At 37.2% G+C, this 25,319-nt stretch carries 25 protein-coding genes and 1 other annotated feature; of the genes, 2 read left to right on the forward strand and 23 right to left on the reverse strand.

From position 1 onward, the window contains the following. Positions 1-89: 89 nt before the first annotated feature. From adhE to LOK41_RS01365, 5 genes are all read right to left on the reverse strand, one after another. Positions 90-2,693: a bifunctional acetaldehyde-CoA/alcohol dehydrogenase gene (gene adhE, locus LOK41_RS01345; protein WP_241814846.1), complete on the reverse strand. Its 2,604-nt coding sequence runs from the start codon at positions 2,691-2,693 to the stop codon at positions 90-92. Positions 2,694-2,954: 261 nt separating this feature from the next. Beyond that, positions 2,955-4,088, reverse strand: coding sequence for a bifunctional cystathionine gamma-lyase/homocysteine desulfhydrase (locus tag LOK41_RS01350; RefSeq protein ID WP_241814847.1), 1,134 nt, complete (start codon positions 4,086-4,088; stop codon positions 2,955-2,957). 2 nt (positions 4,089-4,090) lie between these two features. Then, positions 4,091-5,014 (reverse strand): O-acetylserine dependent cystathionine beta-synthase, encoded by a 924-nt coding sequence (locus LOK41_RS01355; protein ID WP_174098918.1) that lies wholly within the window; start codon positions 5,012-5,014, stop codon positions 4,091-4,093. An 82-nt stretch (positions 5,015-5,096) separates the two neighbouring features. Further along, a complete protein-coding gene (gene mtnN, locus LOK41_RS01360) occupies positions 5,097-5,792 on the reverse strand; it encodes a 5'-methylthioadenosine/S-adenosylhomocysteine nucleosidase (RefSeq protein ID WP_241814848.1) in 696 nt (231 codons plus the stop codon). A 14-nt stretch (positions 5,793-5,806) separates the two neighbouring features. Further along, positions 5,807-6,445, reverse strand: a complete 639-nt coding sequence (locus tag LOK41_RS01365; protein WP_241814849.1) for a class I SAM-dependent methyltransferase — start codon at positions 6,443-6,445, stop codon at positions 5,807-5,809. Between the two features lie 137 nt (positions 6,446-6,582). On the opposite strand from LOK41_RS01365, the gene LOK41_RS01370 reads away from it, so the two are divergent. Further along, positions 6,583-6,798 carry a YrzA family protein gene (locus LOK41_RS01370; RefSeq protein ID WP_000010988.1) on the forward strand — a complete coding sequence of 72 codons (216 nt, stop codon included), beginning with the start codon at positions 6,583-6,585 and terminating at the stop codon, positions 6,796-6,798. A 34-nt stretch (positions 6,799-6,832) separates the two neighbouring features. On the opposite strand, the gene LOK41_RS01375 is transcribed toward LOK41_RS01370, so the two are convergent. From LOK41_RS01375 to LOK41_RS01440, 14 genes are all read right to left on the reverse strand, one after another. Continuing rightward, positions 6,833-7,471, reverse strand: coding sequence for a YrrS family protein (locus LOK41_RS01375; RefSeq protein WP_241814850.1), 639 nt, complete (start codon positions 7,469-7,471; stop codon positions 6,833-6,835). A 116-nt stretch (positions 7,472-7,587) separates the two neighbouring features. Next, positions 7,588-9,342 (reverse strand): peptidoglycan D,D-transpeptidase FtsI family protein, encoded by a 1,755-nt coding sequence (locus LOK41_RS01380; RefSeq protein WP_241814851.1) that lies wholly within the window; start codon positions 9,340-9,342, stop codon positions 7,588-7,590. Between the two features lie 94 nt (positions 9,343-9,436). Further along, positions 9,437-10,132, reverse strand: a complete 696-nt coding sequence (locus LOK41_RS01385) for a hypothetical protein (RefSeq protein ID WP_241814852.1) — start codon at positions 10,130-10,132, stop codon at positions 9,437-9,439. 276 nt (positions 10,133-10,408) lie between these two features. After that, the gene (greA, locus tag LOK41_RS01390) at positions 10,409-10,885 is read right to left on the reverse strand and encodes a transcription elongation factor GreA (RefSeq protein ID WP_174098911.1); all 477 of its coding nucleotides are present in this window, start codon (positions 10,883-10,885) and stop codon (positions 10,409-10,411) included. Between the two features lie 283 nt (positions 10,886-11,168). Further along, positions 11,169-11,807: a uridine kinase gene (gene udk, locus LOK41_RS01395; protein WP_098490236.1), complete on the reverse strand. Its 639-nt coding sequence runs from the start codon at positions 11,805-11,807 to the stop codon at positions 11,169-11,171. Between the two features lie 17 nt (positions 11,808-11,824). After that, positions 11,825-13,105, reverse strand: coding sequence for a peptidase U32 family protein (locus LOK41_RS01400; protein ID WP_174098910.1), 1,281 nt, complete (start codon positions 13,103-13,105; stop codon positions 11,825-11,827). An 18-nt stretch (positions 13,106-13,123) separates the two neighbouring features. Next, positions 13,124-14,053, reverse strand: a complete 930-nt coding sequence (locus LOK41_RS01405) for a peptidase U32 family protein (protein WP_241814853.1) — start codon at positions 14,051-14,053, stop codon at positions 13,124-13,126. A 7-nt stretch (positions 14,054-14,060) separates the two neighbouring features. Next, positions 14,061-14,702 carry an O-methyltransferase gene (locus LOK41_RS01410; protein WP_174098908.1) on the reverse strand — a complete coding sequence of 214 codons (642 nt, stop codon included), beginning with the start codon at positions 14,700-14,702 and terminating at the stop codon, positions 14,061-14,063. Between the two features lie 215 nt (positions 14,703-14,917). Beyond that, the gene (gene mltG, locus LOK41_RS01415; protein ID WP_241814854.1) at positions 14,918-15,988 is read right to left on the reverse strand and encodes an endolytic transglycosylase MltG; all 1,071 of its coding nucleotides are present in this window, start codon (positions 15,986-15,988) and stop codon (positions 14,918-14,920) included. A gap of 220 nt (positions 15,989-16,208) precedes the next feature. Then, positions 16,209-16,493 (reverse strand): DUF1292 domain-containing protein, encoded by a 285-nt coding sequence (locus tag LOK41_RS01420; protein ID WP_241814855.1) that lies wholly within the window; start codon positions 16,491-16,493, stop codon positions 16,209-16,211. Positions 16,494-16,505: 12 nt separating this feature from the next. Further along, complete coding sequence (gene ruvX / locus LOK41_RS01425) at positions 16,506-16,919, reverse strand: Holliday junction resolvase RuvX (RefSeq protein WP_174098905.1); 414 nt, start codon at positions 16,917-16,919, stop codon at positions 16,506-16,508. A gap of 3 nt (positions 16,920-16,922) precedes the next feature. Further along, positions 16,923-17,189, reverse strand: a complete 267-nt coding sequence (locus LOK41_RS01430) for an IreB family regulatory phosphoprotein (RefSeq protein WP_174098904.1) — start codon at positions 17,187-17,189, stop codon at positions 16,923-16,925. Positions 17,190-17,267: 78 nt separating this feature from the next. Further along, entirely contained in the window at positions 17,268-19,910 is a 2,643-nt protein-coding gene (alaS, locus tag LOK41_RS01435; protein ID WP_241814856.1) for an alanine--tRNA ligase, read from the reverse strand. A gap of 53 nt (positions 19,911-19,963) precedes the next feature. Beyond that, positions 19,964-20,181 (reverse strand) — a binding site (T-box leader). Between the two features lie 45 nt (positions 20,182-20,226). Beyond that, complete coding sequence (locus LOK41_RS01440) at positions 20,227-21,285, reverse strand: AI-2E family transporter (RefSeq protein WP_241814857.1); 1,059 nt, start codon at positions 21,283-21,285, stop codon at positions 20,227-20,229. A 168-nt stretch (positions 21,286-21,453) separates the two neighbouring features. Between LOK41_RS01440 and LOK41_RS01445 the strand changes: the two genes are divergently transcribed. Further along, a complete protein-coding gene (locus tag LOK41_RS01445) occupies positions 21,454-21,666 on the forward strand; it encodes a hypothetical protein (protein WP_174098901.1) in 213 nt (70 codons plus the stop codon). 46 nt (positions 21,667-21,712) lie between these two features. On the opposite strand, the gene LOK41_RS01450 is transcribed toward LOK41_RS01445, so the two are convergent. The 4 genes from LOK41_RS01450 to LOK41_RS01465 form a co-directional block, all read right to left on the reverse strand. Next, positions 21,713-21,841, reverse strand: a complete 129-nt coding sequence (locus tag LOK41_RS01450; protein ID WP_001102898.1) for a YrzQ family protein — start codon at positions 21,839-21,841, stop codon at positions 21,713-21,715. Between the two features lie 18 nt (positions 21,842-21,859). Next, complete coding sequence (locus LOK41_RS01455; protein WP_174098900.1) at positions 21,860-22,048, reverse strand: hypothetical protein; 189 nt, start codon at positions 22,046-22,048, stop codon at positions 21,860-21,862. 141 nt (positions 22,049-22,189) lie between these two features. Further along, a complete protein-coding gene (recD2, locus tag LOK41_RS01460; RefSeq protein ID WP_241814858.1) occupies positions 22,190-24,526 on the reverse strand; it encodes an SF1B family DNA helicase RecD2 in 2,337 nt (778 codons plus the stop codon). Positions 24,527-24,628: 102 nt separating this feature from the next. Beyond that, on the reverse strand, positions 24,629-25,288 hold the full coding sequence (locus tag LOK41_RS01465; protein WP_241814859.1) for a tetratricopeptide repeat protein: 660 nt from the start codon (positions 25,286-25,288) through the stop codon (positions 24,629-24,631). Positions 25,289-25,319: the final 31 nt, after the last annotated feature.

Raw genomic sequence — 25,319 nt, forward strand, 5'->3', positions numbered from 1 at the left:
AATAGTTTTTAAGGCAAGTAAATACAGCCAATGAGGGAGAAGTTTTCCAAAGGAAAAAGAGCCGCTATGAAACGGCCCTTCCAAATTTTCTATACACCTTTATAAGCGCTCATGTATACTTCTTTCAACTCCGAAATAAGCGGTAATTTGGGATTTGCTGTTGTACACTGATCTTCAAAAGCTCTTTCCGCTAACGTACCAACAACCCCTTCAAACACTTCTTGTTCTACCCCTTGTCCAGCGATACTCATATTAATATTTAATTCTTTTCCAAGAGCAATAATCGCTTGCACGAGTGATTCTACTCCTTCTTCCACTGTGCTCGCTGGAAGTCCAAGCATTCTTGCGATATGTGCATAACGTTCATCAGCAACAAAGTGTTCATATTTTGGGAATAAAGCATGTTTTCTCGGTTTAATTGCATTATAACGAATAACATGTGGCATTAAAATTGCATTCGCACGGCCGTGCGGAATATGGAATTCCGGACCAATTTTATGCGCCAAGCTATGGTTAATACCAAGAAAGGCATTTGCAAACGCCATTCCAGCAATCGCAGAAGCGTTATGCATTTTCTCACGTGCCTCTTCATCATTTCCATCTTTATATGCTCGTGGTAAATACTTAAATACAAGATCAATTGCTTTTAATGCTAAACCATCTGTATAATCATTTGCCATAATAGAAACGTATGCTTCAATGGCATGTGTTAATACATCCATACCAGTATCTGCTGTTACATGAGGTGGTACCGTCATAACAAATTGTGGATCAACAATTGCTACATCTGGTGTTAACTCGTAGTCAGCTAACGGGTATTTGATATTATTCTTTTTATCTGTAATAACCGCAAATGGTGTCACTTCTGAACCTGTTCCTGATGTTGTTGGAATCGCAACAAATTGCGCTTTATTCCCAAGTTTCGGATACTTACATGTCCGCTTTCTTATATCTAAAAACTTTTGCTTAATGCCAAAGAATGTTGTTTCTGGATGCTCATAAAAGAGCCACATTCCTTTTGCTGCATCCATTGCGGATCCACCGCCTAAGGCAATAATCACATCCGGCTTGAAGCTTCTCATCATTTCGGCACCTTTAAATACCGTTTCATCTGATGGATCTGGCTCTACTTCAAAGTATACTTCTACCTTCACATCATTTGTATGTTTGCGAAAATAATGAGTTACTGTATCGACATAACCATGCTCAACCATCCCAGGGTCCGTTACAATAAATGCGCGTGAAATATTCGGCATATTTGCTAAATATCCTGTCGCATGCTTTTCAAAATAGATTTTGGGTGGTAATTTGAACCACTGCATATTCTTTTTTCTACTTGCAAGTCTTTTTATATTCAATAGATGTGTTGCCGTTACGTTTTGAGAAACAGAATTCTTCCCATATGACCCGCATCCAAGCGTTAATGATGGAATAAATGCATTATATATATCACCTATTCCACCTTGTGATGAAGGTGCGTTTACAATAAGGCGGCATGCTTTCATACGTAAACCAAATTGTTTTTGCACTTCTTTATTTGTAGAATGAATAACCGCTGAATGTCCTAAACCACCTAAGTTTAGCATTCCCTCGCAATATGTAAATCCGTCTTCAAGTGAATTTGCTTTTATACACGCTAGTACAGGACTTAATTTTTCACGAGATAGTGGATAATCAGCACCTACACCTTTAATTTCAGCAACGAGCATTTTTGTATCTTCTGGCACTGTAATTCCGACTAATGCTGCAATGTAATATGCTGATTTTCCGACGATATCACTATTGACTGCACATGTATTTTCATTAATCACAAGCTTCTCTAATTTTCTCCGCTCATCTTCTGTCACAAAATAACAATTATTTGCTATCATTTCATCTTTCACATCATTGTAAATTTCTTTGTCTACAATGATTGCTTGTTCAGAAGCACAAATCATACCGTTATCAAATGTCTTTGATAAAATTAAATCATTTACAGCACGCTTCACATGTGCCGATTTCTCTATATAACAAGGTACGTTTCCTGGTCCTACACCTAGGGCCGGCTTACCAGTAGAATACGCTGATTTCACCATTCCTGCGCCTCCAGTTGCTAAAACAAGCGCAACACCTTCATGATTCATTAATTGTTTTGTCGCCTCAACAGACGGTTTTTCGATCCATTGCACACAATTCTTCGGTGCACCTGCCTTCACTGCTGCATCACGTAACGTTTTGGCTGCTGCGACCGAACAGTTTTGCGCCGATGGATGAAACGCGAAAATAATTGGATTTCTTGTTTTCATTGCGATTAACGCTTTAAACATCGTTGTCGAAGTTGGATTCGTGACTGGTGTTACCCCAGCAACTACACCGACTGGTTCTGCAATTTCTATGATTTCTTCATGAGGATCTTCATGAATGATTCCTACTGTTTTATCTTTTTTCATACTATGCCAAATGTATTCAGTCGCAAAAATATTTTTGATACATTTATCTTCATATACACCGCGGCCCGTTTCCTCAACAGCCATTTTTGCAAGTGGCATATGTTGATCTACACCCGCAAGTGCCATTTCATGTACAATGTTGTCAATTTGTTCTTGTGTAAAATCTTCTAATGCTTGTAAAGCCCTCTGACCGTTCTTTACCAACGTATCAATCATTTCTGTTACTTCGTGCATTTCATTTACAACTTTCTCTTTGACTACCATGTAAATTCCTCCTATTCTGCTATAGGGACTTAATTTAGCCATAAAGGTCTTAATAAGTCCCTATTAACGTAAAAAAATAGAGTTACTTTCCCTACATGAATCCCATTGTTTGTGAAACTTTTCACAAGTTTATATGTGAAGCATCTCGTTTCATGATTTTACTATACACGAAATATTTCTCATTGTGTGTGTCTAATTTGTGAAATATTTCACAAATTAATTTAAGAACAAGCACTGCCGTCTTCAGCAGTGCTCCTTCCATTATGCCAATGCTTGTGCTAAATCTTCAATTAAATCTTCACCGTCTTCAATACCAACAGAAATACGAATTAATGTATCTGTAATTCCTAACTCTTTACGGCGATCTGCTGGAATCGATGCGTGTGTCATTTGAGATGGAATAGAAATTAAACTTTCTACTGCTCCTAAACTTTCAGCTAGTGTAAAGTATTGCAATTTCTCAAGTACTTTATTTAACGTTTCTTCACTATCTACATCAAATGAAATAATTGCACCATATCCACCAGCTTGTTCTTTTGCTAATGCATGATTCGGATGAGATTCAAGACCTGGATAATATACTTTATTTACTTTTGGATGATTGTTTAAAAACTCAGCAATCGCGCGTGAATTTGTTTCATGTTCTTCCATACGAATTCCTAATGTTTTTAAACCACGAAGTAATAAGAAGCTGTCTTGTGGTCCAAGAATGCCACCTGTTGAATTTTGAACGAAATGAAGATCTTCTGCTAATTGCGCGCTATTAACAACAACTAGTCCGGCAACAACGTCGCTATGTCCCCCTAAATATTTCGTTGCACTATGAAGCACAATATCTGCTCCTAAAGAAATTGGTGACTGCCAGTAAGGCGTCATGAATGTGTTATCAATAATTGTTAGTAAACCTTTCTCTTTTGCAAATGTGGAAATTTGCTTAATATCTGTAATTTTTAATAGTGGATTTGTTGGTGTTTCTACGTAAATTGCTTTCGTATTCGGACGAACTGCTTCTGCTACTTCGTCTAAGTTCGTTGTATCAACAAATGTATGCTCAATGCCGAAGCGATTCAATACTTTTGTAATCACGCGATATGTTCCGCCGTATACGTCATCTGTTAAAATGACATGATCTCCTTTTGAGAATAACATAATCGTTGCTGTAATAGCAGCCATCCCTGATCCAAATGCAAATCCCGCATGACCATTTTCTAGTACTGCAATCATTTCTTCTAATGCTGCACGTGTTGGATTTCCTGTGCGTGAATATTCGTATCCTTGGTGTTTACCAACCGCTTTTTGTCTATACGTACTTGTTTGATAAATTGGTACGTTTACAGATCCAGTTGAAGGTTCTCCTATGCGAATGCCATGAATTAACTTTGTTTTTGCTCTCATTTTTATTCCCACCCTTTGTATATATCTTTACTTAAGTAACGCTCACTGCTATCTGGAAAAATCGTTACAATGTTTGTACCTGGTTTTGCCTTTTCAGCCTCTAATAAGCTTGCATGAAATGCCGCTCCCGAGGAACTACCTACAAGAAGTCCTTCTTTCTGCGCTAACTCTTTCACACGTCTAAATGCATTTCGATCAGAAATAGTATGAATTGCATCAAAATATGATGGCTTTAAAAATGGCGGAATGAATTCCAGACCGATTCCTTCTGTTTCATGTGAACCTGCTTCACCACCATTTAAAATAGATCCTTCCGGTTCTACAATCACCGTTTTAATCTCACGGTTTTGTTCTTTTAAATAAGACGCAGTTCCCATAAATGTACCGCCAGTACCTGCACCTGCCACAAATATGTTAATCTCTCCATCTAGCGCTTCCCACAGCTCAGGTCCTAATGTTTTGAAATAGGCACGTGGATTTGCTTCATTTGCAAATTGGCTTGGAGAGTATGAGTTTGGAATTTCTTTTACTAATTCTTTTGCCTTCGCAATTGCACCCGTCATCCCTTGTTCAGTAGGTGTATGCACAACCGTTGCACCAAGTGCTTTCATGAGCTCTTGTTTCTCAATACTAAATTTCTCTGGTACACAAACAATAACGCGTAAATCATGCTCTTGTGCAGCGAGTGCCAGTCCAATCCCAGTATTCCCTGCCGTCGGTTCAATAATTGTTCCACCTTTTGCGACAAGTCCCTTTGCTAATGCATCTTCAATTAATTCTCTTCCTAAGCGATCTTTCACACTTCCACCTGGATTATAAAATTCAAGCTTTGCAAATAAACGAACGTCCTCTGGAAGTGAAAAACGAGTAATTTCTACAATCGGTGTATGACCGATTAATTCATGAACCCCACGATACACCTTCATCGTGTTCTCCTCCTTATTTGCCAATAAAGAAAAGGCAACTGTATGTATCTTCTATATATGAAACAGTTGCCTTTTTGTTACATTACTTTAACTCTTCTAATACTTTTACAATAAAGTTTGTAGAATGAAGAGCTGCTTGATCTAAAAATTGATCAAATGAAACATTTGATTCTTTACCAGCAATATCAGAAAGTGCACGAATAATTACAAATGGAACGTTATATTGATGACATACTTGCGCAACCGCTGCTGCTTCCATTTCTACTGCGTAAAGATTTTCAAATTTATCACGGATTGCTGCAACTCGGTTTGGATCACTCATAAATGAATCTCCTGTTGCAATCATTCCTTTCACAACTTGAATATCCTCTTCTGATTTCATACATTTCTCTGCTAGTGCTATTAATGCTTCATCAGCTTTAAATCCTGGTGGCATCCCCGGCACTTGACCATATTCATAATCAAACGCAGTTACATCCACGTCATGATGGCGAACTTCTGTTGAGATGACAACATCCCCAACATTTAAAGATTGGTGGAATCCACCAGCTGAACCTGTATTAATTATTTTTTCAGGCTGATATCTCTCTAATAAAATTGTCGTTGACATCGCTGCATTTACTTTACCAATACCAGACTTTAACAAGATTACTTCATGTCCTACCAATCGTCCTTTCGTAAATTCACAACCTGCGACAGTTTCTGTTTCTGCCTGTTCTAATTTGTCACGTAAAATACGTACTTCTTCTTCCATTGCTCCAATTACAGCAATTCTCAATCTAATCCCTCTTTCTATTGCTTAGTTGCCTCCATTACCCACACAAAATGATTTAATCTCGTGAATGTTACATGGAAACCATTGTTTTCAAAAATAGATTGCATAATAGGAATACGTGTGTAGTATTCTGTTTGCAAATCGTTTGCTAACTGGTGAAAACCTCTTTTCTTTGCAGCTTCAACAGTTTTATCATACGCTTCTTGATCTGCAAATATCGTATCAGCAAACACTATTTTACCACCTTTATGAAGCAATTGACTATATTTCGCAATTGCCACATCTTTTTCATCATCTGTTAGATGATGAAACGCATAGGTGCTTACAATTGTATCAATAGAACCCGGAACGTCAAAAGAAAGAAAATCTCCTTCTGTAATTGAAAATCCTTCTGGCAACTTTTGCTTTGCGATTGTACGCATTTCACGTGATGGCTCTATTCCATAAACAGTATGACCAGCAAGTAATAATTTATTTGTTAAATTGCCAGTACCAACACCAAATTCCAATACATTTCCAAATGATTTATTTACTACATCCTCTAAAATCTCCTCATAACGAGCGAAAACTTCTTTATATTGTATATCTTCGCCTTGTACGAATGAATCGTACGTATGAGCCCACTCATCAAATAAACCGTTAAATTCTGTACCCATATAAAATTCCCCTTTTTCTTATCGGTTTTATCAGTATGATATGCTTTCTTTCTGAAAATGTCAATTGAAATGAAAATGGTATTTCCTTCTTTTCTTTGTTACACTTAACTTGATTATATGGAGAGGAGTGTTTTTTTGTGTCATTTACCTTTGAAATGCTGGAAGATAAAGTAGAATTTTTTGAAGCACCAAACTTAGTTTCCTTAGAAAAGAAAATTAACGAGCAAATTGACAATAACAAAGCACTTATGCTGGAAGTTCATCATATTTCTCATCAAATGGTTATGGATCCTGAAAGCAAGAGACCTTATTATAGTGCTGTTGTTCATTTCAAATTAAAAAAATTACGCTAATAAAAAAGAGAGAGGTTATGAGAACCTCTCTCTTTTAGTTTAGAGTTTGAACAAGGACTGGTTTCCAGCCTTCATTTTCTACCCAATCAATATTTACATAATATCTTTTACCGCTTTGTTTATCTTGGACATTACCGTATGCTTTTTGCTTACCGTTATTTCCAATACGGTGAACAGTTAGTTGCTCCACCGGAACCTCAATTGCAGAGGAAATTGCTTGTTTCATTTCATTCCAATCTGCTGAGCCTATTTTAAATGTCATCGCAGGTGTCGCACCTTGCGTTGTACCTACTGGCTTCCAAGAAGGATTTGTGTACGCATCTGTTGCGTTTGACTGTGTTTTTTCAGCTGGTACTTTTTCATTTGCTTTTGCTTCTTCCTCAGCTTTTTGTTTCTCTTCTTCAGCCTTTTTCTTCTCTTCTTCCTCTTTCTTCTGCTCGTCTATTTTCGCTTGTTCTTCTTTCTCGTTCTTTTTCTCAGCTTTATTTTCTTTCTTCGTTTCCTGAGATACTTTTTTGTCTTGAGAAGACGCTTGTTCTGTTGTATCAGAAGTAAAGAATACTTGGTACGCTACAACAAGGACTGCTAACAACACGATAGCAATTGCAATATTTAAAACACCGTTTTGACGACGTTTTTGTTGTTTCTTTTGAAATCTAGATCCTCCTGCCATTCTTCAAACCTCCATGCAGTTTTTCCTACTTGCTATTGTAACATTAAATCTTAAAAGGTTGAACAACTACAGTGATATTTTCACGAAATGAAAACATTTGATAATAAATTGCAAGATTACCTTCTGTTTTCCAAACGGGATATCTCTTCTACAAATTCTTTAAAAATCGGTGTTACAGTATTTTCTTTATTATTCGTTTCTAAATCAACAACTACTAGCGCATATCTCGGGTTTTCGTACGGGAAATACCCCGCAAACCAGCGATTTACACGCTCCCCTTTTCCTGTTTGTGCCGTCCCAGATTTTCCGGCAATAGATAGCGGTAATGACTGAAAAGTCGCACCCGTGCCTTTTTCCATCGTTACGACTTTCCTTAACAAGGATTGTACTTGTTTCATTGTACTATAAGGGAGTTGTCGCCCTTCCAGTTTATGGTCTTCAAAATCCAAAAATTTTGTTCCATTTTTGTAACGTATTTCTTTTACAGCTTTTACTTCCCTCTTTTCACCATTCCTTGCAATCGTCGCCATCATATTTGCGACGGCTAAAGGGGATATTTTTACGTCTTTTTGCCCAATGGCCGTTTGAGCGATTGCTTTATGACTCCCCTTATTTTCTTCCCCATTCCAAACGGTTGCTTTTTTCTCTTCTAACAATTGTTTAAACTCATGTGTATGAAACACTTGTCCTTGCCATCCTACCGTCCTACTCGCTCCTAGCGCCTCTAAATACGTTTCCATTACATGTTTATCCTTTTGCATCAATTCGTCACCAAGCACTGCAAATGTCCTATTACAACTTCTAGCAAAGCTCTCTGTAAAGCTTAACTTCCCCATCATAACCTGGGGGGGATTTTCACCGTACGGATCTGTATCACAGTTAAACTTACGATGGGATTGAATTATATCATTATCAATTGCTGCAGCCGCAATAACTGTTTTAAAGACAGAACCAGGAAAATGCGGTGTTAGCATTTGATTTTCTATTCTTTTTTTATATGTATTTTGATTGTTCATCTGCAAGGACGGTTTACTCACCATTGCTACAATTTCACTCAACTTGACATCAAGTAATACTAATCCACCCTTCTTGAGTCCATGTTTCTGCACGATTTCTTCAGCTTTTTGTTGCAACGATTTTTCTATCGTTGTTTGAATCGTAACGGGATAAAAAGGATTTCCAGGAGATGTATATTTCGCGCGTTTTCCAAAAATCGGTTCTCCTTGCCTATCTACTTGATACAGTACTTTCGTTTCACCATCAGTCATTAAAAACTCATCAAACGATTGCTGTAATCCAGAAATACCAATCGGTGTTTGGCTAGATATTTTTTTTAGTTCCTCATATCGTTTTTTAAATTCCTTCTCATTTTCCCCGACTACACCGATAAGGTGCTCTGCTTCAGATGATTGTTTTATTTTCACTTCAGTTGCCACCATACCTAACATATCAGTGCGATTCACCTTTTTCATCTGTTCTTTCGTTAATTGTAACGGTTTATCACCTCTTCGAAATATAAATGGTTTTCGTTTTCCTTTCATTTGCAGATTTATGTCTTGCCTTGACACACCAATGATATGCGCAATTTTCTCTAACATGTCACTTTTTATTTGTAGAAATGGAAAAATAACTAAAACTGGGTATCTTTCCTCACCCAGAATTTCCCCATTTCGATCAACAAAATGCCCCCTACCATCATCCACTGTGACAGCTTGTGTACGTTGGGTGACACTCTTTTCAAGTAAATTTATATGTCTCTTCGTAAATGATTCCGTGGCTATAAGTTGTATTTGTGCTAGCCTACCAAGTAATACAAGCATCATACATATAAAGCATAATAAAATGATAATCATTCTGTTCTTGATTTTCATACAAAAACACCTCGTCTTTTTTCAGTTTAGACGAGGTGTTAGTCCTTTTATACAAAGTGAAATGTTATCCAGTCCTATATGGTGTAATTATTTTTTATTGGCTGACGGGTTGCTTTGCATATTTTTCGAAAACTGATTTATAAGTTTCCACATTTAAACCGGAATTTTGAGCAACTTCAACTGCGGTAGTCCTTACTTGCTCTGCACTTTTCACATATTCTTGTTTTAGAGAATTCATTTCATTTCTTTTTTCCTTTGCATTCTCAACTGTTACAGAATCTAAACACGCTATCAACTTTTCTGTTATCTTTAAATAGTTATTTTCTGCGTTGATTAATTTTTGAGTTTCATCCTTCTTTAACTTAGATCCTTTTAGGAAAGTAACAGCTTGATTTACTTCATCTTTTAAAAGTTTGTCATTATTTTTTGCCTGTTCTTGCAATAACTTCTTCATGTCATCTATTGCTTTCTGATCCATCGACTCTTGTAACATATATTCTGGGTTTCCAATTGCATTATCATATTTAACAGTTACATCATTAAAAAGTCTCATGACAATAGCTAATTGGTACTCTGGATCAAAGTCTTCAAACTTCTCTCTCTTTTTATCCTTATTTAATTCTTGCTTTTCTTTTGTATTCGTTTCGTTTTTGGAAGACGAAGATATATCGTCCTTTCTTTCTTCTTGCTTCGATTCTTTTGATGCACTTGTTTTCTCACTAGATCCACATGCCGCTAATCCTGTCATCATAACGCCACAAGTGAGTGCTGCAAATAATTTCTTTTTCATGAACTGTCCCTCTTCCTTATCCCTCTTAAACTCTCTTCACACTTCAAACATAAAGTATAAAAATTCCTCACTCATAATATCAGAATTAAAGCTCTTATATTGTCATATTATGTCGAATAAAGTGAAAATCCCCTCAAGGATCTCTTTCTCTTTTATCGCTCAAACCAGATTATCATGAACAATTATATAGAACTTTTCACTCAGAATCTTGAGAGCAATGGGATAATAAAAGAGAAAAAATAAAAAAGGCCCACTCATAGGAGTGAACCTTTTTTATTATTTTACAGAGATAATCTCTACTTGCATTTCTCCGCCTGGTGTTTGAATTGCTACTTTTTCACCAATTTGCTTACCTAGTAAGCTTTTTGCGATTGGAGAATCGTTAGAAATTCTTCCTTCAAATGGATCTGCTTCTGCGCTACCAACGATTGTGTAAGCTTCTTCGTCTCCATCTGGTAATTCTTTAAATGTTACTGTTTTACCTAATGTTACAACTGTAGATTCTTCACCATTATCTTCAATGATAACTGCGTTACGAATCATATTTTCAAGTTGTGTAATACGACCTTCTACGAATGCTTGCTCATCTTTCGCTGCATCGTACTCTGAGTTCTCAGAAAGATCACCGAAGCTACGCGCGATTTTAATACGCTCTACTACTTCTTTACGTCTTACTGTTTTTAATTGCTCAACTTCATTCTCTAGCTTTTGTTTTCCCTCAAGTGTCATAGGGTATGTTTTTTCTGTTGCCATGTTTTCCACTCCTTTTATATACCAATCCCCCGAAAAAAAGAGGAGTTCAATATGAAAACTCCTCCGCTGTATTAAATAGCGGAGGTTTCTAGCGTAATCACACACCAGTGGAGTTGTCACACACAACCCCATATTTTTTCCAATGCCTCTTTATATAAAGAAGATATGTATGGAAATCTCATATAAATATGCCCCCACCTAACATTAGGTGAGGTTGCATGTTTCATTGTATTCGATAAGAAGGGAAAAAATCCCTTCCTATCGTATATCTTTTACTATGCTATTACAAATTCACTTTTTCTTCAAGAATTGTTGCAATTTTTGTAACCATAATATCAATTGCAACGTGGTTTTGTCCACCTTCTGGGATAATAATATCCGCAAATTTCTTAGAAGGCTCAATAAATTGATTATGCATTGGACGTACAACATTTACATATTGCTCAATAACGGAATCCATTGTACGACCGCGCTCTTTTATATCACGTTGCATACGACGTAAAATACGAAGGTCAGCATCTGTATCAACAAACACTTTAATATCCATTAAATCGCAAAGACGCGGATCTTCTAAGATGAGAATCCCTTCTAAAATCACTACATCTTTCGGTTCTACTGGAATAATTTCTTCTGAGCGTGTATGCAATGTATAATCATATACGGGTTTCTCAACCGGCTTATATGCAAGCAACTGATGTAAGTGCTCAATTAATAAGTCATTATCAAACGCTAATGGATGGTCATAATTTGTTTTTAAACGCTCTTCCATTGGCAAATGGCTTTGATCTTTATAATAATAATCTTGCTCCAAAATTAAAATGGAATGACCTTGAAATTGATCAAAAATCGCTTTTGTTACACTTGTTTTACCTGATCCTGAACCACCAGCAATTCCAATTACAACCGGCTTATTCGTCCCCATTCGACTACCACTCTTTCTTATTGATGTATGCTTTTTCGCATCATATTATTCACATACACTGGTTGATCCACTTTGAATTTCACGATTTGCAACGGATGTCTCGCTGCATCTAATTCGTTTCCATCCTCATCCCAAATTTTCTCCACCGTTTGTGTAAAGTTTTCTATTTCTGGCCCAAAGAATTCAACTTCATGTCCTGGTTTAAAGTAATTACGCTGCTCTAACGTAACAATGCCTGTTTCTTCATTATAATCTAACACTAAACCAGCAAAATCATACGTTGTTTTCTTACTATGGTTCCCGAACATTTGCTCTTTATATCCTGGAACGCCTTCAAAGAATGCAGGAGCTGTATCACGATTTGCGCATTTATCAAGCTCGTCTAACCATTCTTGTTTAAACTCAAAGTTATCAGGATCCGCGCAGTACGCATCAATTACTTTGCGGTACACAGTTGCTACTGTCGCTACGTAATGGATAGATTTCATGCGCCCTTCAATCTTCAAGCTGTCAATTCCAATTTCGATCATTTTCGGAATCGAAAGAATCAGATTTAAGTCTTTTGGACTCATTGCAAAATGTTCATCGCCTTCTTGGAATAAAGGAAGTTCTTCTGCTTCTTTATGTTGTGATACTGTTTGAACTAAGTCATAATCCCAGCGACAAGACTGGCAACAACCACCACGGTTCGAGTCACGTGCTGTCATATGGTTACTTAATGTACATCTTCCAGAGTATGCAATACACATTGCCCCATGGACGAACGCTTCGATTTCAATATCAACGTTTTCCTTAATTTCCTTCATTTCTTCATAGCCGACTTCGCGTGCTAATACAAGACGATGCAAGCCTTCTTCTTTCCAATACTGCGCTGCTTTCCAGTTGGATAGAGACTGCTGTGTACTTAAATGTACTTCAACAGAAGGTGCTACACGTTTACACGTCTCAATAATAAGAGGGTCTGCAACAATAATACCTGTTACACCAGCTTTTTCAATCCCTCTTAAATAATCTTCTAATCCATCCATGTTTTCATTATGTGCAAAGATATTTGTTGTTACATATATTTTCGCACCGTATTTCTTTGCAAATTCTACGCCTTCTGCCATTTCTTCTAGCGTAAAGTTCCCTGCATTTGAACGAAGACCGAATTCTTGTCCACCTAAATATACAGCATCTGCACCGTAATGAATAGCTACTTTTAATTTCTCTAAATTACCTGCAGGGATTAACAGTTCAGGTTTTTTCACAATAACACGTTTTCCATCGATTACTCGTGAAATTTCTTGTACAGTCATATCCTACACCCTCCTCGTTTAGTAAACCGTTTCTTTAAAGAAAAATCCTGTATCTAACGGACGATTTACTGGTTGTATTTCTTCTATCTCTTTATATAAATCGTCTTTCACGTCATAATACGCATCGCGATCTTCTACACATAAATCAATAGCTTTACGATATTTCTTTGTTACTTCGATAATGTACGCAGAGCTTTTTAACACACCGTCAATTTTCAAGCTATCAATTTCAGCATCGATCAGTTCATCTAACTCATCAATGAAACAAATATCATTCGGACTCATAATATGAGTACCATTTTCATCCTCATAAATTGGATATTTGTTATTACGCTCTGGATCATGTAAGAACATATTCTCTTCATGCTTTTTCTTTTCAATTTCCAGATTACGATCTTGGTACTCGAAGTAGTTCCCTACTAATGAACGTTTTGATTGGAACATGCATGTCATACCATGAATTTGTACTTCCACTTCAACTTCAGCGTTTTCTTTTAATTCAACAATTTCATCTAAACTTAATTCACGTGCAAGTACGGCACGTTTTGCACCTTTACGGCCCCAATAGTTACATGTGAACCAGTTTGTTGCTGTTGTTTCTGTATTCCAGTGCATTTGCATATTTGGTGCTACTTCACGTACAGTCATTAATACTGCTGGATCTCCAAAGACAATCGCATCTACATCTACTTCTTGCAGGAATGCAACGTAGTCTTTTAGTTCCTCTACTTTGTCGTTATGGAACATAGCGTTCATCGCTACGTATACTTTCATACCATTTTCATGCGCAATACTCACAGCTTGTTTTACATCATCACGTGAGAATTCCCCTGCTAAACGTAAACCAAATTTTTGTTCACCGATCATTACGGCACTTGCCCCTGCTTTTGCAAGAGGTTCAATATCCGCCACCGCTCTTGGCGTTACTAACAATTCAGGTTTTTTCATACCTTTGTCACCCTCTCTTTTTACTCACGGCTACTCCATCACCAATTGGGAAAATGGTTGTATCATATCCTTCATGGTTCATAAGCCATTCATTGTACGTCTTAATACGACGAATCAAACCACGTGTACGCCTATTTTCGATTTTCTCTTTCGTCGTTACAAGTCCGTGATACATAACATTATCTGAAATAATGACACCACCCGGATTTAATAACGGTTCATATAAGTCAAAAAAGCGACGATATTGTCCTTTTGCCGCATCAATAAAAATAACATCAAATGTTCCGTGTTCTTTCACTTGTTCACCTGTTTCTAGTGCATCACCATAAATAACGGAAATACGTTCTTTTACAGGAGAACGCTCTATATATTCAAGTGCTTTTTCATATCGATCGCTATTGCGTTCTACTGTCACAATTCGCGAATTTGGAATAGCTTGCATCATACGAATACTCGAATAACCAATTGCTGTTCCAAGCTCTAATATGCTTGTCGGTCCAATTAAACGTAAAAATTGCAACATAAACTCCATTCCAAGACGATCCATAATCGGCACATGATGTTCACTTGCATACTGTTCCATTTCAAGAATCAGTTCATCTTTTGGATCAATAAATGATAATAGGTACTCGTTAACTGCATCCTCCATAAATGGTCCTCCTTATTTACATGGAGAAGTGCCTCTATGACGTGTCAGCCTTTGTCTTTTCACACATAGAATGCAATAAAAATACAAGCCAGCTTCACCCTTAGCTTGTACGTCCCGTTTTGATATTAAAAACGATTCTTCTGCCAGTTTTTAACCCGATATATTTTACCATAAAAAAGAGGGATATGCGACCCTTTTCGCTCTCCCTCCTATTTTCATTTCTTTTGCGTAATATATTTTTGTTTCAATGCATTATGTTCTTCTAACGTTTTCGCATAATACACTTCACCGCTTGGTGCTGCTAAGAAATAGTAATAATCTGTTTGTGCAGGTTCTAATGCTGCTTGTACAGAATGTTTACCAGAGTTCGCAATTGGTCCAACAGGTAATCCCTTTACAACATAAGTATTGTAAGGCGAATTTACTTTTAAATCCTCATATAACACGCGGTCTTTATGCTTTCCAAGTGCATATAATACTGTCGGATCTGTTTGAAGCGGCATTCCTTTCGCTAAACGATTGTAAAAGACGCTAGAGATTTTTTGACGGTCTGTAAAACCAGTAGCTTCTTCTTCAATGAGTGAAGACAATGTTAAAAGCTGATGAACGTCCCACTTCTTCTCTTTCATTTTCGCCTCATTTTGAACAATTAATGCATTCGTTTTTTCAAGCATCTGCGTTACAATTTCTTCTAAAGTCGTATCTTTTTTATAGAAAGAATACGTCGCTGGATATAAATAACCTTCTAACGGATATTTAATATTAACATCAAAAATTTTGTTCGTTAATAGTACCGGATACTTTTGCTGCATCTTTTGAATAAATGCCTTATCGTTTAATTGACGCACAACATCATCTTTATTCCATTTCAGTTCTTTCGCAATGATATCGGCAATTTCAACAACTTGTGCACCTTCTTTAATCGTCAATTTATAAGCAACTGGGCGATGTACACTACCTGATGACATTTGTTCCATTACTTCTTCTACATTCATTGAGGAGTTCAATAAATATGTGCCAGCTTGTAAATTTTTAGATTTTGCTTTTGCATAAAAGCTAAATATTGTACCGTTTTTAATCGCGCCTTTTTCTTCCAAAATCTCTCCAATTTTACTTGTAGATGAACCTTTTGGAATCTCTACTTCAACCTCTTTTTTATTTCCGCTATCAACCGGTCCTAACGCTGATGAAATATACACATAGACTGACCCGCAGACTACGAGTAGCGCAATAATCGCAATTAGAAAACCACGTCTACGCTTCTTCTTTACTTGATTCTCTATCAAAATCCTTCCTCCTTATTCCATTGTAGACCATATGTACTTCCTCTATACAATGCCCTACAAACCCAAAGCAAAACTCATTCATTTGCAGATAGTTTTTTATTTAATACAATCCGTCTCATTATACTATAAATAATTATGTAGTTTCGACAAAAAATCTGTCATTTTGCACAAGAATACAAAAAAGATGGACTGTATGTACAGCCCATCTTTTTCACCTAAATTACTCTTCGCCATCTTCTTCTTCAGCAAGTGTGTTAAACATTTCTTGTACCATTTCCCACTCTTCTTCAGATTCGATTGGAAGTAATGTTCCACCTGATTCTTCTTCGTTTTGTTCGAAAGCCATCGCATCATAAATTTGATCGCCATCTTCGTCAACTTCACCGATTGGAGAGAAGACTACATAAGATTTTTTGCCAAATTTTTCAGCATCAAAAGTGAAAATAATTTCACATAAATGTTCGTTTCCTTTTTCGTCTACAATTGTAATTTGATTTTCTTCCATTTTGGTCACCTCTTATTTACTATCTAAATATCCTTGTAAAATCACGACTGCCGCCATCTTATCGATAACTTGCTTCCGTTTCTTTCGACTTACATCAGCCGAAATAAGAAGACGTTCCGCCGCCATTGTTGACAGACGCTCGTCCCACATCATGACTTCTAATTGTAACAGTTCACGTAGGCTTTGTGCAAATTGCTGACAAGCCTCACCACGTGGTCCGATTGTACCATTCATGTTCTTTGGCAATCCTACTATTATCTTGTCCACATTGTACTGTTTTACTAACTCAGAAATGCGATCAAAACCGAAAATTTCTCGTTCTTCATTGATTTTAATCGTTTCTAAGCCTTGTGCTGTCCAGCCCATTTCATCGCTAATCGCCACGCCGACTGTTTTTGTACCAACATCTAAACCTAATATCCGCATAAACTACTCCTCACGATGTTGTTTCAAATAAGACTTCACAAGCTCTTCAATTATTTCATCACGTTCTAGCTTACGAATAATGTTTCGTGCATCTTTATGACGAGGTATGTATGCTGGGTCTCCACTTAATAAATAACCGACAATTTGGTTAATCGGATTATATCCTTTTTCTTGAAGTGCATCATACACAGTTAAAAGTACATCATTTACATGGACACTCTGTTTTTCATCTTGAAAGTTAAACTTCATTGTTTTATCAAAACCGTCCATTTTAAGCACCTCACTTATAAGTAGTAAGTATAGGGAGAAGAATTTCTCCTCTCCCTACTATTGTACACTACTCTCTCTTTATTTTGAAACAGATTTAACGTACTCTTCTACAAATGCTAAAGCTTCATTCACTTGTGCTGGGTTTTTACCGCCTGCTTGAGCCATGTCAGGACGACCACCACCGCCACCACCGCAACGAGAAGCAACTTCTTTCACAAGTTTACCAGCATGGTAACCTTGGCTGATTAAATCTTTCGTTACACCTGCTAGGATATTCACTTTATCTTCATTTACAGCTGCCAATACAACAATTGCAGACTCTAATTTATTTTTCAGATCATCCATCATTGTACGTAAGTTATTCATATCCGCAACATTTACTTTTGTTGCTAATACATTTACTCCGTCCACTGTAACAACTGAATCTGTTAAGTTTCCAGCTTCAATATTGCTTAATTTCGCAGCAAGAGATTCATTCTCTTTTTGAAGTTGTTTCACTTCAGCAAACAGACCATCTACCCTTGTTAAAATATCTTTTGGATTTGTTTTCATTTTACCTGCAGCTTCTTTTAATAACCCTACTTGATCGTTCATTAATTCGTATGCAGATTTACCTGTCACTGCCTCAATGCGGCGCGTTCCTGCTCCGATACCAGACTCAGCAACGATTTTGAAAATACCGATAGATGCTGTGTTATCAACGTGACAACCACCACAAAGTTCTAAGCTGTAATCGCCTACTTGGACAACGCGTACAACATCTCCGTATTTTTCACCGAATAATGCCATTGCACCCATTTCTTTTGCTTCTTCAATTGCTTTTTGAGAAATCTCAACATCAATACTTTCCCAAATTTTCTCGTTTACAATACGCTCAATTTTTTCTAATTCGTCAGCTTGTACTTGACCGAAGTGAGAGAAGTCAAAGCGTAAACGTTCTGATGTTACAAGAGAACCAGCTTGGTTAACATGTGTTCCAAGTACATCTTTTAATGCTTGATGAAGTAAGTGAGTCGCTGTATGGTTTTTCACAACGCTGCTACGGTTTTTCATATCGATAACAGCTTTTACAGCCGCTTCTTTCGTTAAAGTACCCTCTTCAACAACAACTTTGTGTAAGTTTTGACCATTCGGCGCTTTTTGTACGTCTTTTACAAGGACTTTTACACCATCAGCAAGAAGGTAACCACGGTCTGCAATTTGTCCACCGCTCTCAGCATAGAATGGTGTTACATCAAGCATTAATTGCCCTTCTTCGCCCGCTTGTAAGCTATCTGTATACTCGCCATTTTTCACAAGTGCAACAACATTACTTTCTGTCGCAACTGTACCATAACCAACGAATTCACTCGTTACTTTAATTTCTCCAAGTACGCCGCCTTGAACTTGCATAGAATCAACGTCTTGACGAGCAGCACGTGCACGTTCACGTTGTTTTTCCATCTCCGCTTCAAAACCTGTATGATCAACTGTCATACCAGCTTCTTCTGCATATTCTTCTGTCAATTCAATTGGGAAACCGTATGTGTCATATAGACGGAACGCATCTACTCCAGAAATAACAGTTGTTTTTTCTTCTTTCGCTTTTGCAATTACTTCTGCTAAAATTGCTTCACCATCATGAAGAGTTTCATGGAAACGCTCTTCTTCATTTTTCACAACTTTTGCAATGAAGTCTTTCTTTTCAAGAACTTCTGGATAGAAGTCTTTCATTACTTCGCCAACAACCGGTACTAATTCAAACATGAATGGACGGTTAATGTTTAATTTCTTCGCATAACGTACAGCACGGCGTAATAAACGACGTAATACATAACCGCGGCCTTCGTTAGAAGGAAGAGCACCATCACCTACAGCGAATGTTACTGTACGAATATGGTCAGCAATTACTTTAAACGCCATATCTTTTTCTACATCACCATCGCGATACTTCTCACCAGAGATTGATTCTGTTGCACCAATCATCGGCATGAATAAGTCTGTATCGAAGTTTGTAGGTACATCTTGAACGATGGATGTCATACGCTCTAGACCCATCCCTGTATCGATGTTTTTCTTTGGAAGTGGTGTATATGAGCCATCTGGATTATGGTTAAATTGAGAGAATACAAGGTTCCATACTTCTAAATAACGCTCGTTTTCTCCGCCTGGATATAATTCTGGATCGCTAAAATCATTGCCATAAGCTTCACCACGGTCATAGAAAATTTCTGTATTTGGCCCACTTGGTCCTTCACCAATATCCCAGAAGTTTTCTTCTAGACGAATGATTCGTTCTTTTGGAACACCCATTTTTTCATTCCAAATTGTAAATGCTTCATCATCTTCAGGATGGATTGTTACAGATAACAACTCTTTATCGAATCCAATCCATTTGTCGCTCGTTAAGAATTCCCAAGCCCATGTAATCGCTTCTTCTTTAAAATAGTCACCAATTGAAAAATTCCCTAACATTTCAAAGAATGTATGGTGACGAGCTGTTTTCCCAACGTTTTCAATATCATTTGTACGAATTGATTTTTGTGCATTTGTAATACGTGGGTTTTGCGGGATTACACGACCATCAAAGTATTTCTTTAATGTTGCTACACCACTGTTGATCCATAAAAGAGATGGATCCTCATGCGGAACTAATGATGCACTTGGTTCAATTGCATGCCCTTTTTCCTCGAAAAAGTCTAAAAACATTTGACGAATTTGTGCGCCTGTTAATTGTTTCATCTATATTTCCTCCTTTAAGAAATTCCATAAAAACAAAAAACTCCCGTCCCTATAAAAGGGACGAGAGTTAACTCGCGATACCACCCTAATTATGAACCGATCTTTACAATCTCGGTTCATCACCTCATGGTGCCGTAACGTGGCAAGACGACAGTGATTAGCTGCTCTCAGGATTAGCGTTCTGTCACCCTTCATTTAAAACTTCTTTCAGCCGATGGAAGCTTCTCTCTAGAAATGGACTGTGACATACTCGTTCCGTCATCAATTTAAAATCATATACTATATGCCAAAATTGTAGCGAATCCGTTTCCATTTGTCAATGTTTCCATAGTGGCTTTATATGAACAATGACTGTACGAACTACCGCTAAAATAGGAACTGCTATTAAAAGACCTACGATTCCGCCTACTTCTCCTCCAATCAACAGAGACAGCATAATAATAACAGGATGCATACGTAACGATTTCCCAACAATATACGGAGAGAGAATGTTACTTTCAACAAATTGCAAAATAGCAAGTGCAATACTCGCTTTAATGAAAAGGTTCGTGGATACCGTTGCCGCAATCATCAATGTCGGAATCGCTCCTAAAATTGGACCAAAGTAAGGAATAATATCAGTAACCCCAACAATAATCCCAAGTAGTAAAGGATATTTCATACCGATAAACCAAAATGAAAGAGCAGACACTCCCCCTAAAACTAAACAAACAAATAATTGTCCTCGAATATAACTTCCAAGTGACTTATCAATTTCTTTCGCTAACACTTGCCCTGTGCTACGCCATTTACTCGGAACCATCTTCCAAAAGATATGATAAAACTCTCCATAGTCTTTTAATATGTAAAATACAATAAACGGAATTAAGAAAATAATAAGCAATGAATCCAGTACACCACGCGCTGTACTCATCACTTTATTTAAAAGTGCTTGTATCTTCATTTCAATGCCGACAAATATTTGCTTTACTTTTTCATGAATAAACGATGGAAAATTATCCGTCTGTTCCGTCACACCGTCCAGCCAAGAATCATACATTTTCATAAATTGCGGGAATTGCTTATTAATTTCTTGCAACTGACTAATGACAACTGGTGTCCCTTTATAAATCCCGTATCCGAGACCGCCGAAAAAGAGAATATAAATAAGCAAAATAGCAAGTGTACGCGGCATTCCTTCTTTATGTAATTTTTCAATTAAGGGATGCAGTAAATACGCAATGAAACAAGCGATAAAAAATGGTGTAATTGCTACTTTAAAAACAAATATAATTGGCGCCCATAATGGCTTGATTTTTAAGAAAACGAGTAAACATAGAAACACTAATAACAATAATCCCAATCGATAGATCCAAATAATTTTAAGATTCTTCAAACGAAAAACCTCCTCCCCTCTTATTTTGAAAAGAAATAGAGAAGGTTATGTGCAAAACTTTTAAAAAAATAACCGGACTAAAATAATTTCATACAGACCATACTGTTTTTAAAAAACTTACATATATTTAACATCATATGGACAAGCATTTAGGTGAGGAGGGATCAAGTGGTTTGGTTCATGTTAGTTCTTTCAGCACTTTTCATGATACTAGAATGGGTTTGCATTGGCTTTGGTATTTGGAAAGGACTCTTCACACGTTCAACGCGGAAAGAACGTGCAAAACAGTTGTGGTATTATGGAGTTCTCGGTATTGGATGTTACGGACTTTCTTATCTTTTTTCTGAAATCGGACTATTTTATTTATATACGAGCACATGAAAAAACTCCCTAATGCATACGGGAGTTTTTCACTTTATAGAAATAATTATAGATAAGACTTAATCATTTTTCGTGCTCTTTTCATATTGCGTTTGGAAAACACGTCTTGTTTACGTGCATATTGATATGCCGCAGCTCCGATACCTAATGCGATTAGTGAATTGCGTACGTTCAAAGTAAATCCCCCTTTTGATTATCCGATGGTTCGTTCATTCTCATCAAATAAATCATCAAGAGAACTAAGCGAGCCATCTTCTTCTACTTGATGCGTATGGATTTTCCCCTTTGAAACCGATAATTCAATATAGCAGTTCCAGCAATAAAATTGGTTGACACCTATTTTCCCAATGTCTTTCCCTCTGCAATTTGGACAACTGAACATATGGCTTTCATCTCCTTACAGTCTCCCAGATTCTATTCGCCATTATGTCCAAACTGCATTCATTTATACATACTAGAACGGCTTTACACTTTCAAAATAACGTTATACAGGTTGAAAGGTTCACTATATAATCTCACCTTGCTACATAAAATCATACGGTGAAATGTTTTCCACATCCATCTCTTGTCCATCAATCGTTACCATTTGCACTTCTCCTTTTGATTCCTGCAAGCGACCAGCTAACGTCGTTTGCCGCATGGAATCATCCAGGCGATTTACACCAGATTGAAAGGCTGCTTCTTCCCCGCAAATAATTAAAAACTTTTTACTTCTCGTAATACCTGTATAAATTAAATTCCGGCGCAACATGCGGTAATAACTCTTTACAATTGGCATGATTACAATTGGGAACTCACTTCCTTGGGACTTATGGATTGAACAACAATACGCATGTGTAATTTGATTTAAATCCGGCTTTATATACGTTACTTCAATTCCATCAAATGAAACGACAATCATATCTTGTTTCTCGACATTTTCTTTTGCATAAAAGACAGAAACAATTTCTCCGATATCACCATTAAACACTTGGCTTTCCGGTTGATTCACAAGTTGAAGTACTTTATCGCCCGTTCGGTACACAACATCACCGTAAGCAATTTCTTTACTCTTTTCTTTTTTCGGATTAAATACTTCTTGGAGCGCTTCATTTAACACATTAATCCCCGCTGGCCCGCGGTACATAGGCGCTAACACTTGTACATCTCTAGCGCTAAATCCTTTCGTTTTTGCGTTTTCACATACTTGCTTTACAACTTCAACAATTTGAGCACCTGAGCAACCAATAAACGAACGATCTTTTTTATTTTGCGCTAAGTCTGGTGGAAGCGTTCCTTTTTTTATCGCATGAGCAAGCTGAATAACTGAGGAGCCTTCTGCTTGACGGTAAATTTCTGTTAGCTTCACTGTTGGAATCGCATGAGCATCTAATAAATCTTTTAATACTTGTCCAGGTCCTACAGAAGGCAATTGATCTTCATCACCTACAATAATGACTTGAATATTTGTTGGTAATGATTTAAACAATTGATTCGCAAGCCAAATATCAACCATTGAAAATTCATCGATAATAAGGAGTTTTCCTTGCACAGGGTCTGTTTCATTTCTCTGGAATGAACCTTCTGGCGTCCAACCAAGCAAACGATGAATTGTACAAGCTGGAAGCCCTGTAGACTCGCTCATTCTCTTCGCAGCTCGCCCTGTAGGAGCGGTTAAAAGGATCGGAAACGGATTATCATCACTGTAATCTTTCGGGTTCAATGATAAACCATGCAAGGAGGCATACATTTCAACAATTCCTTTAATTACAGTTGTTTTCCCTGTACCGGGCCCACCTGTTAATAACATCATCGGTTTATGAAGTGCAGTTTGAATCGCTTCTTGCTGTAGCGGTGCATATTGTACTTTTAGCTGTTCTTCAATTTTTCCTAGTGTTAATAGTACTTCTGCTTCAGGAAATGAAGGCGTCTCTTCTTGATTCATGAGACGACGAATTGATTTGACAACACCCTTTTCAGAATAAAACAAAGAAGCCAAATAAATGCGCTCATCTTCGATAATAACTTTCCCTTCTCCTTGCATCATTTCAACACACTGCACTACATCTTCTTCTGTCACAATGCCCTCTTGCTTATTTAAAAGCGAGATCGTCTCTTGAACCAGTTGACCTCTTTCCATAAATACATGCCCATCTTGCAGCGAAACATTCTCTAACGTATAAAAACATCCAGCACGTACACGGTCGTTATGGTTCCCTGATATACCAAGCGCTCGTCCTATATCATCAGCTCTTCCAAATCCGATTCCATCAACTTCCTCAATCAGCTGATACGGATTGTTTCGAATTACCTCAAGTGTCATTTCTTTATATTGCTGATAAATCTTAATTGAGAGCTTCGTCCCAAAACCATAACCATTTAAAAAGCTCATGACCTTTTCCAGACCTTGATATTCAATGATTGTGTCATATATTTCTTGCGCTTTCTGCTTGTTTACCACACCTTCTAGCGCTGATGGATCGTCCATAATTTTAGAAATTGCATGCCCCCCAAGATGATCAACAATCTTTTCTGCTGTCCGTTTTCCAATCCCTTTAAACAAATCACTCGCTAAATATTGCACCATACCGGTTTTTGTTTGAGGCAATTCTTTTTTAAATGTTTCAACTAAATATTGCTTTCCATACTTTGGGTGGTCTTTAAAGTGACCTGTCAATGTAAATACTTCATCTTCATGCATACGGGGAAAGTGACCATTTATCATCACTTTTTTTTCGTCGTATGTTTCATTTGTTTCAATGATTTTCATACTGACAACGGAATAGAGGTTTTCTTCGTTGTGGAAAATGGTATGAAGAACTTGTGCTTTTATAAATTTTTGCTCTTCCTCAAACAAATCCATTGCATGTTGGTTTCCCATCTTTTCTCTCCTTTCCGGTTTCCCTCACCCTAACGAGCAGTAAAACCCCCACCTCATTCTTTATAATGAGATGAAGGATAACTGCACGTTAAAGCACATCTGTTATTCAGCTTCTTGCTCTAATAAGCGAATGCCGTTCCCTGCTAAGAAGTGATCTGGTTGAATTTCAGTCGCCTTCTTAAATAAAGCAAGTGCCTTCTCATTATTTTCTTCAAATACATACACAACGCCTAAATTATAGTACGCATCTGCATGCTCTTCATCCATTTGTAATACCTTTTCAAAATAAGGTTTTGCGTATTGAATATGTTCTAATCTCGCAAAGCATAATCCGCATTGGAATACCGCTTCTACATCCATCTCATCTAATTCTGCAGCCCTTTGTAAAAATGGCAATGCAAGACGATCATTTCCAAGTTGCACGTGTGTCATTCCAAGCATAAATGTCACATCTGCTGATTGTAAGCCAGCTTGCATCGCTTGCTCAAACATTTCTTTCGCTTCGTTAAATTGCTCTTGACTATAATATAAGCTTCCAAGACCATAATAGGCAGTAGCTGATTTTTCATCTAATTCTAATGCACGTTTATAAAATAAAATCGCACGCTCACTATCACCTAGTGCATCTAATAGATTCGCAAAATTAATGTATCCAAGTGCATCTTTCGGATTTTCTTCAATTGCTTCTGTAAAGTTTTTTGCTGCCTCTTCCCAATTTCCTTCTTGCATATATTGAATACCTGCTTCAAGCTTATTTGACATGTTCTTCACCTCTACAACAAATTATAACAAA

Source organism: Bacillus sp. TL12, from assembly GCF_022625245.1.
GTDB lineage: Bacteria > Bacillota > Bacilli > Bacillales > Bacillaceae_G > Bacillus_A.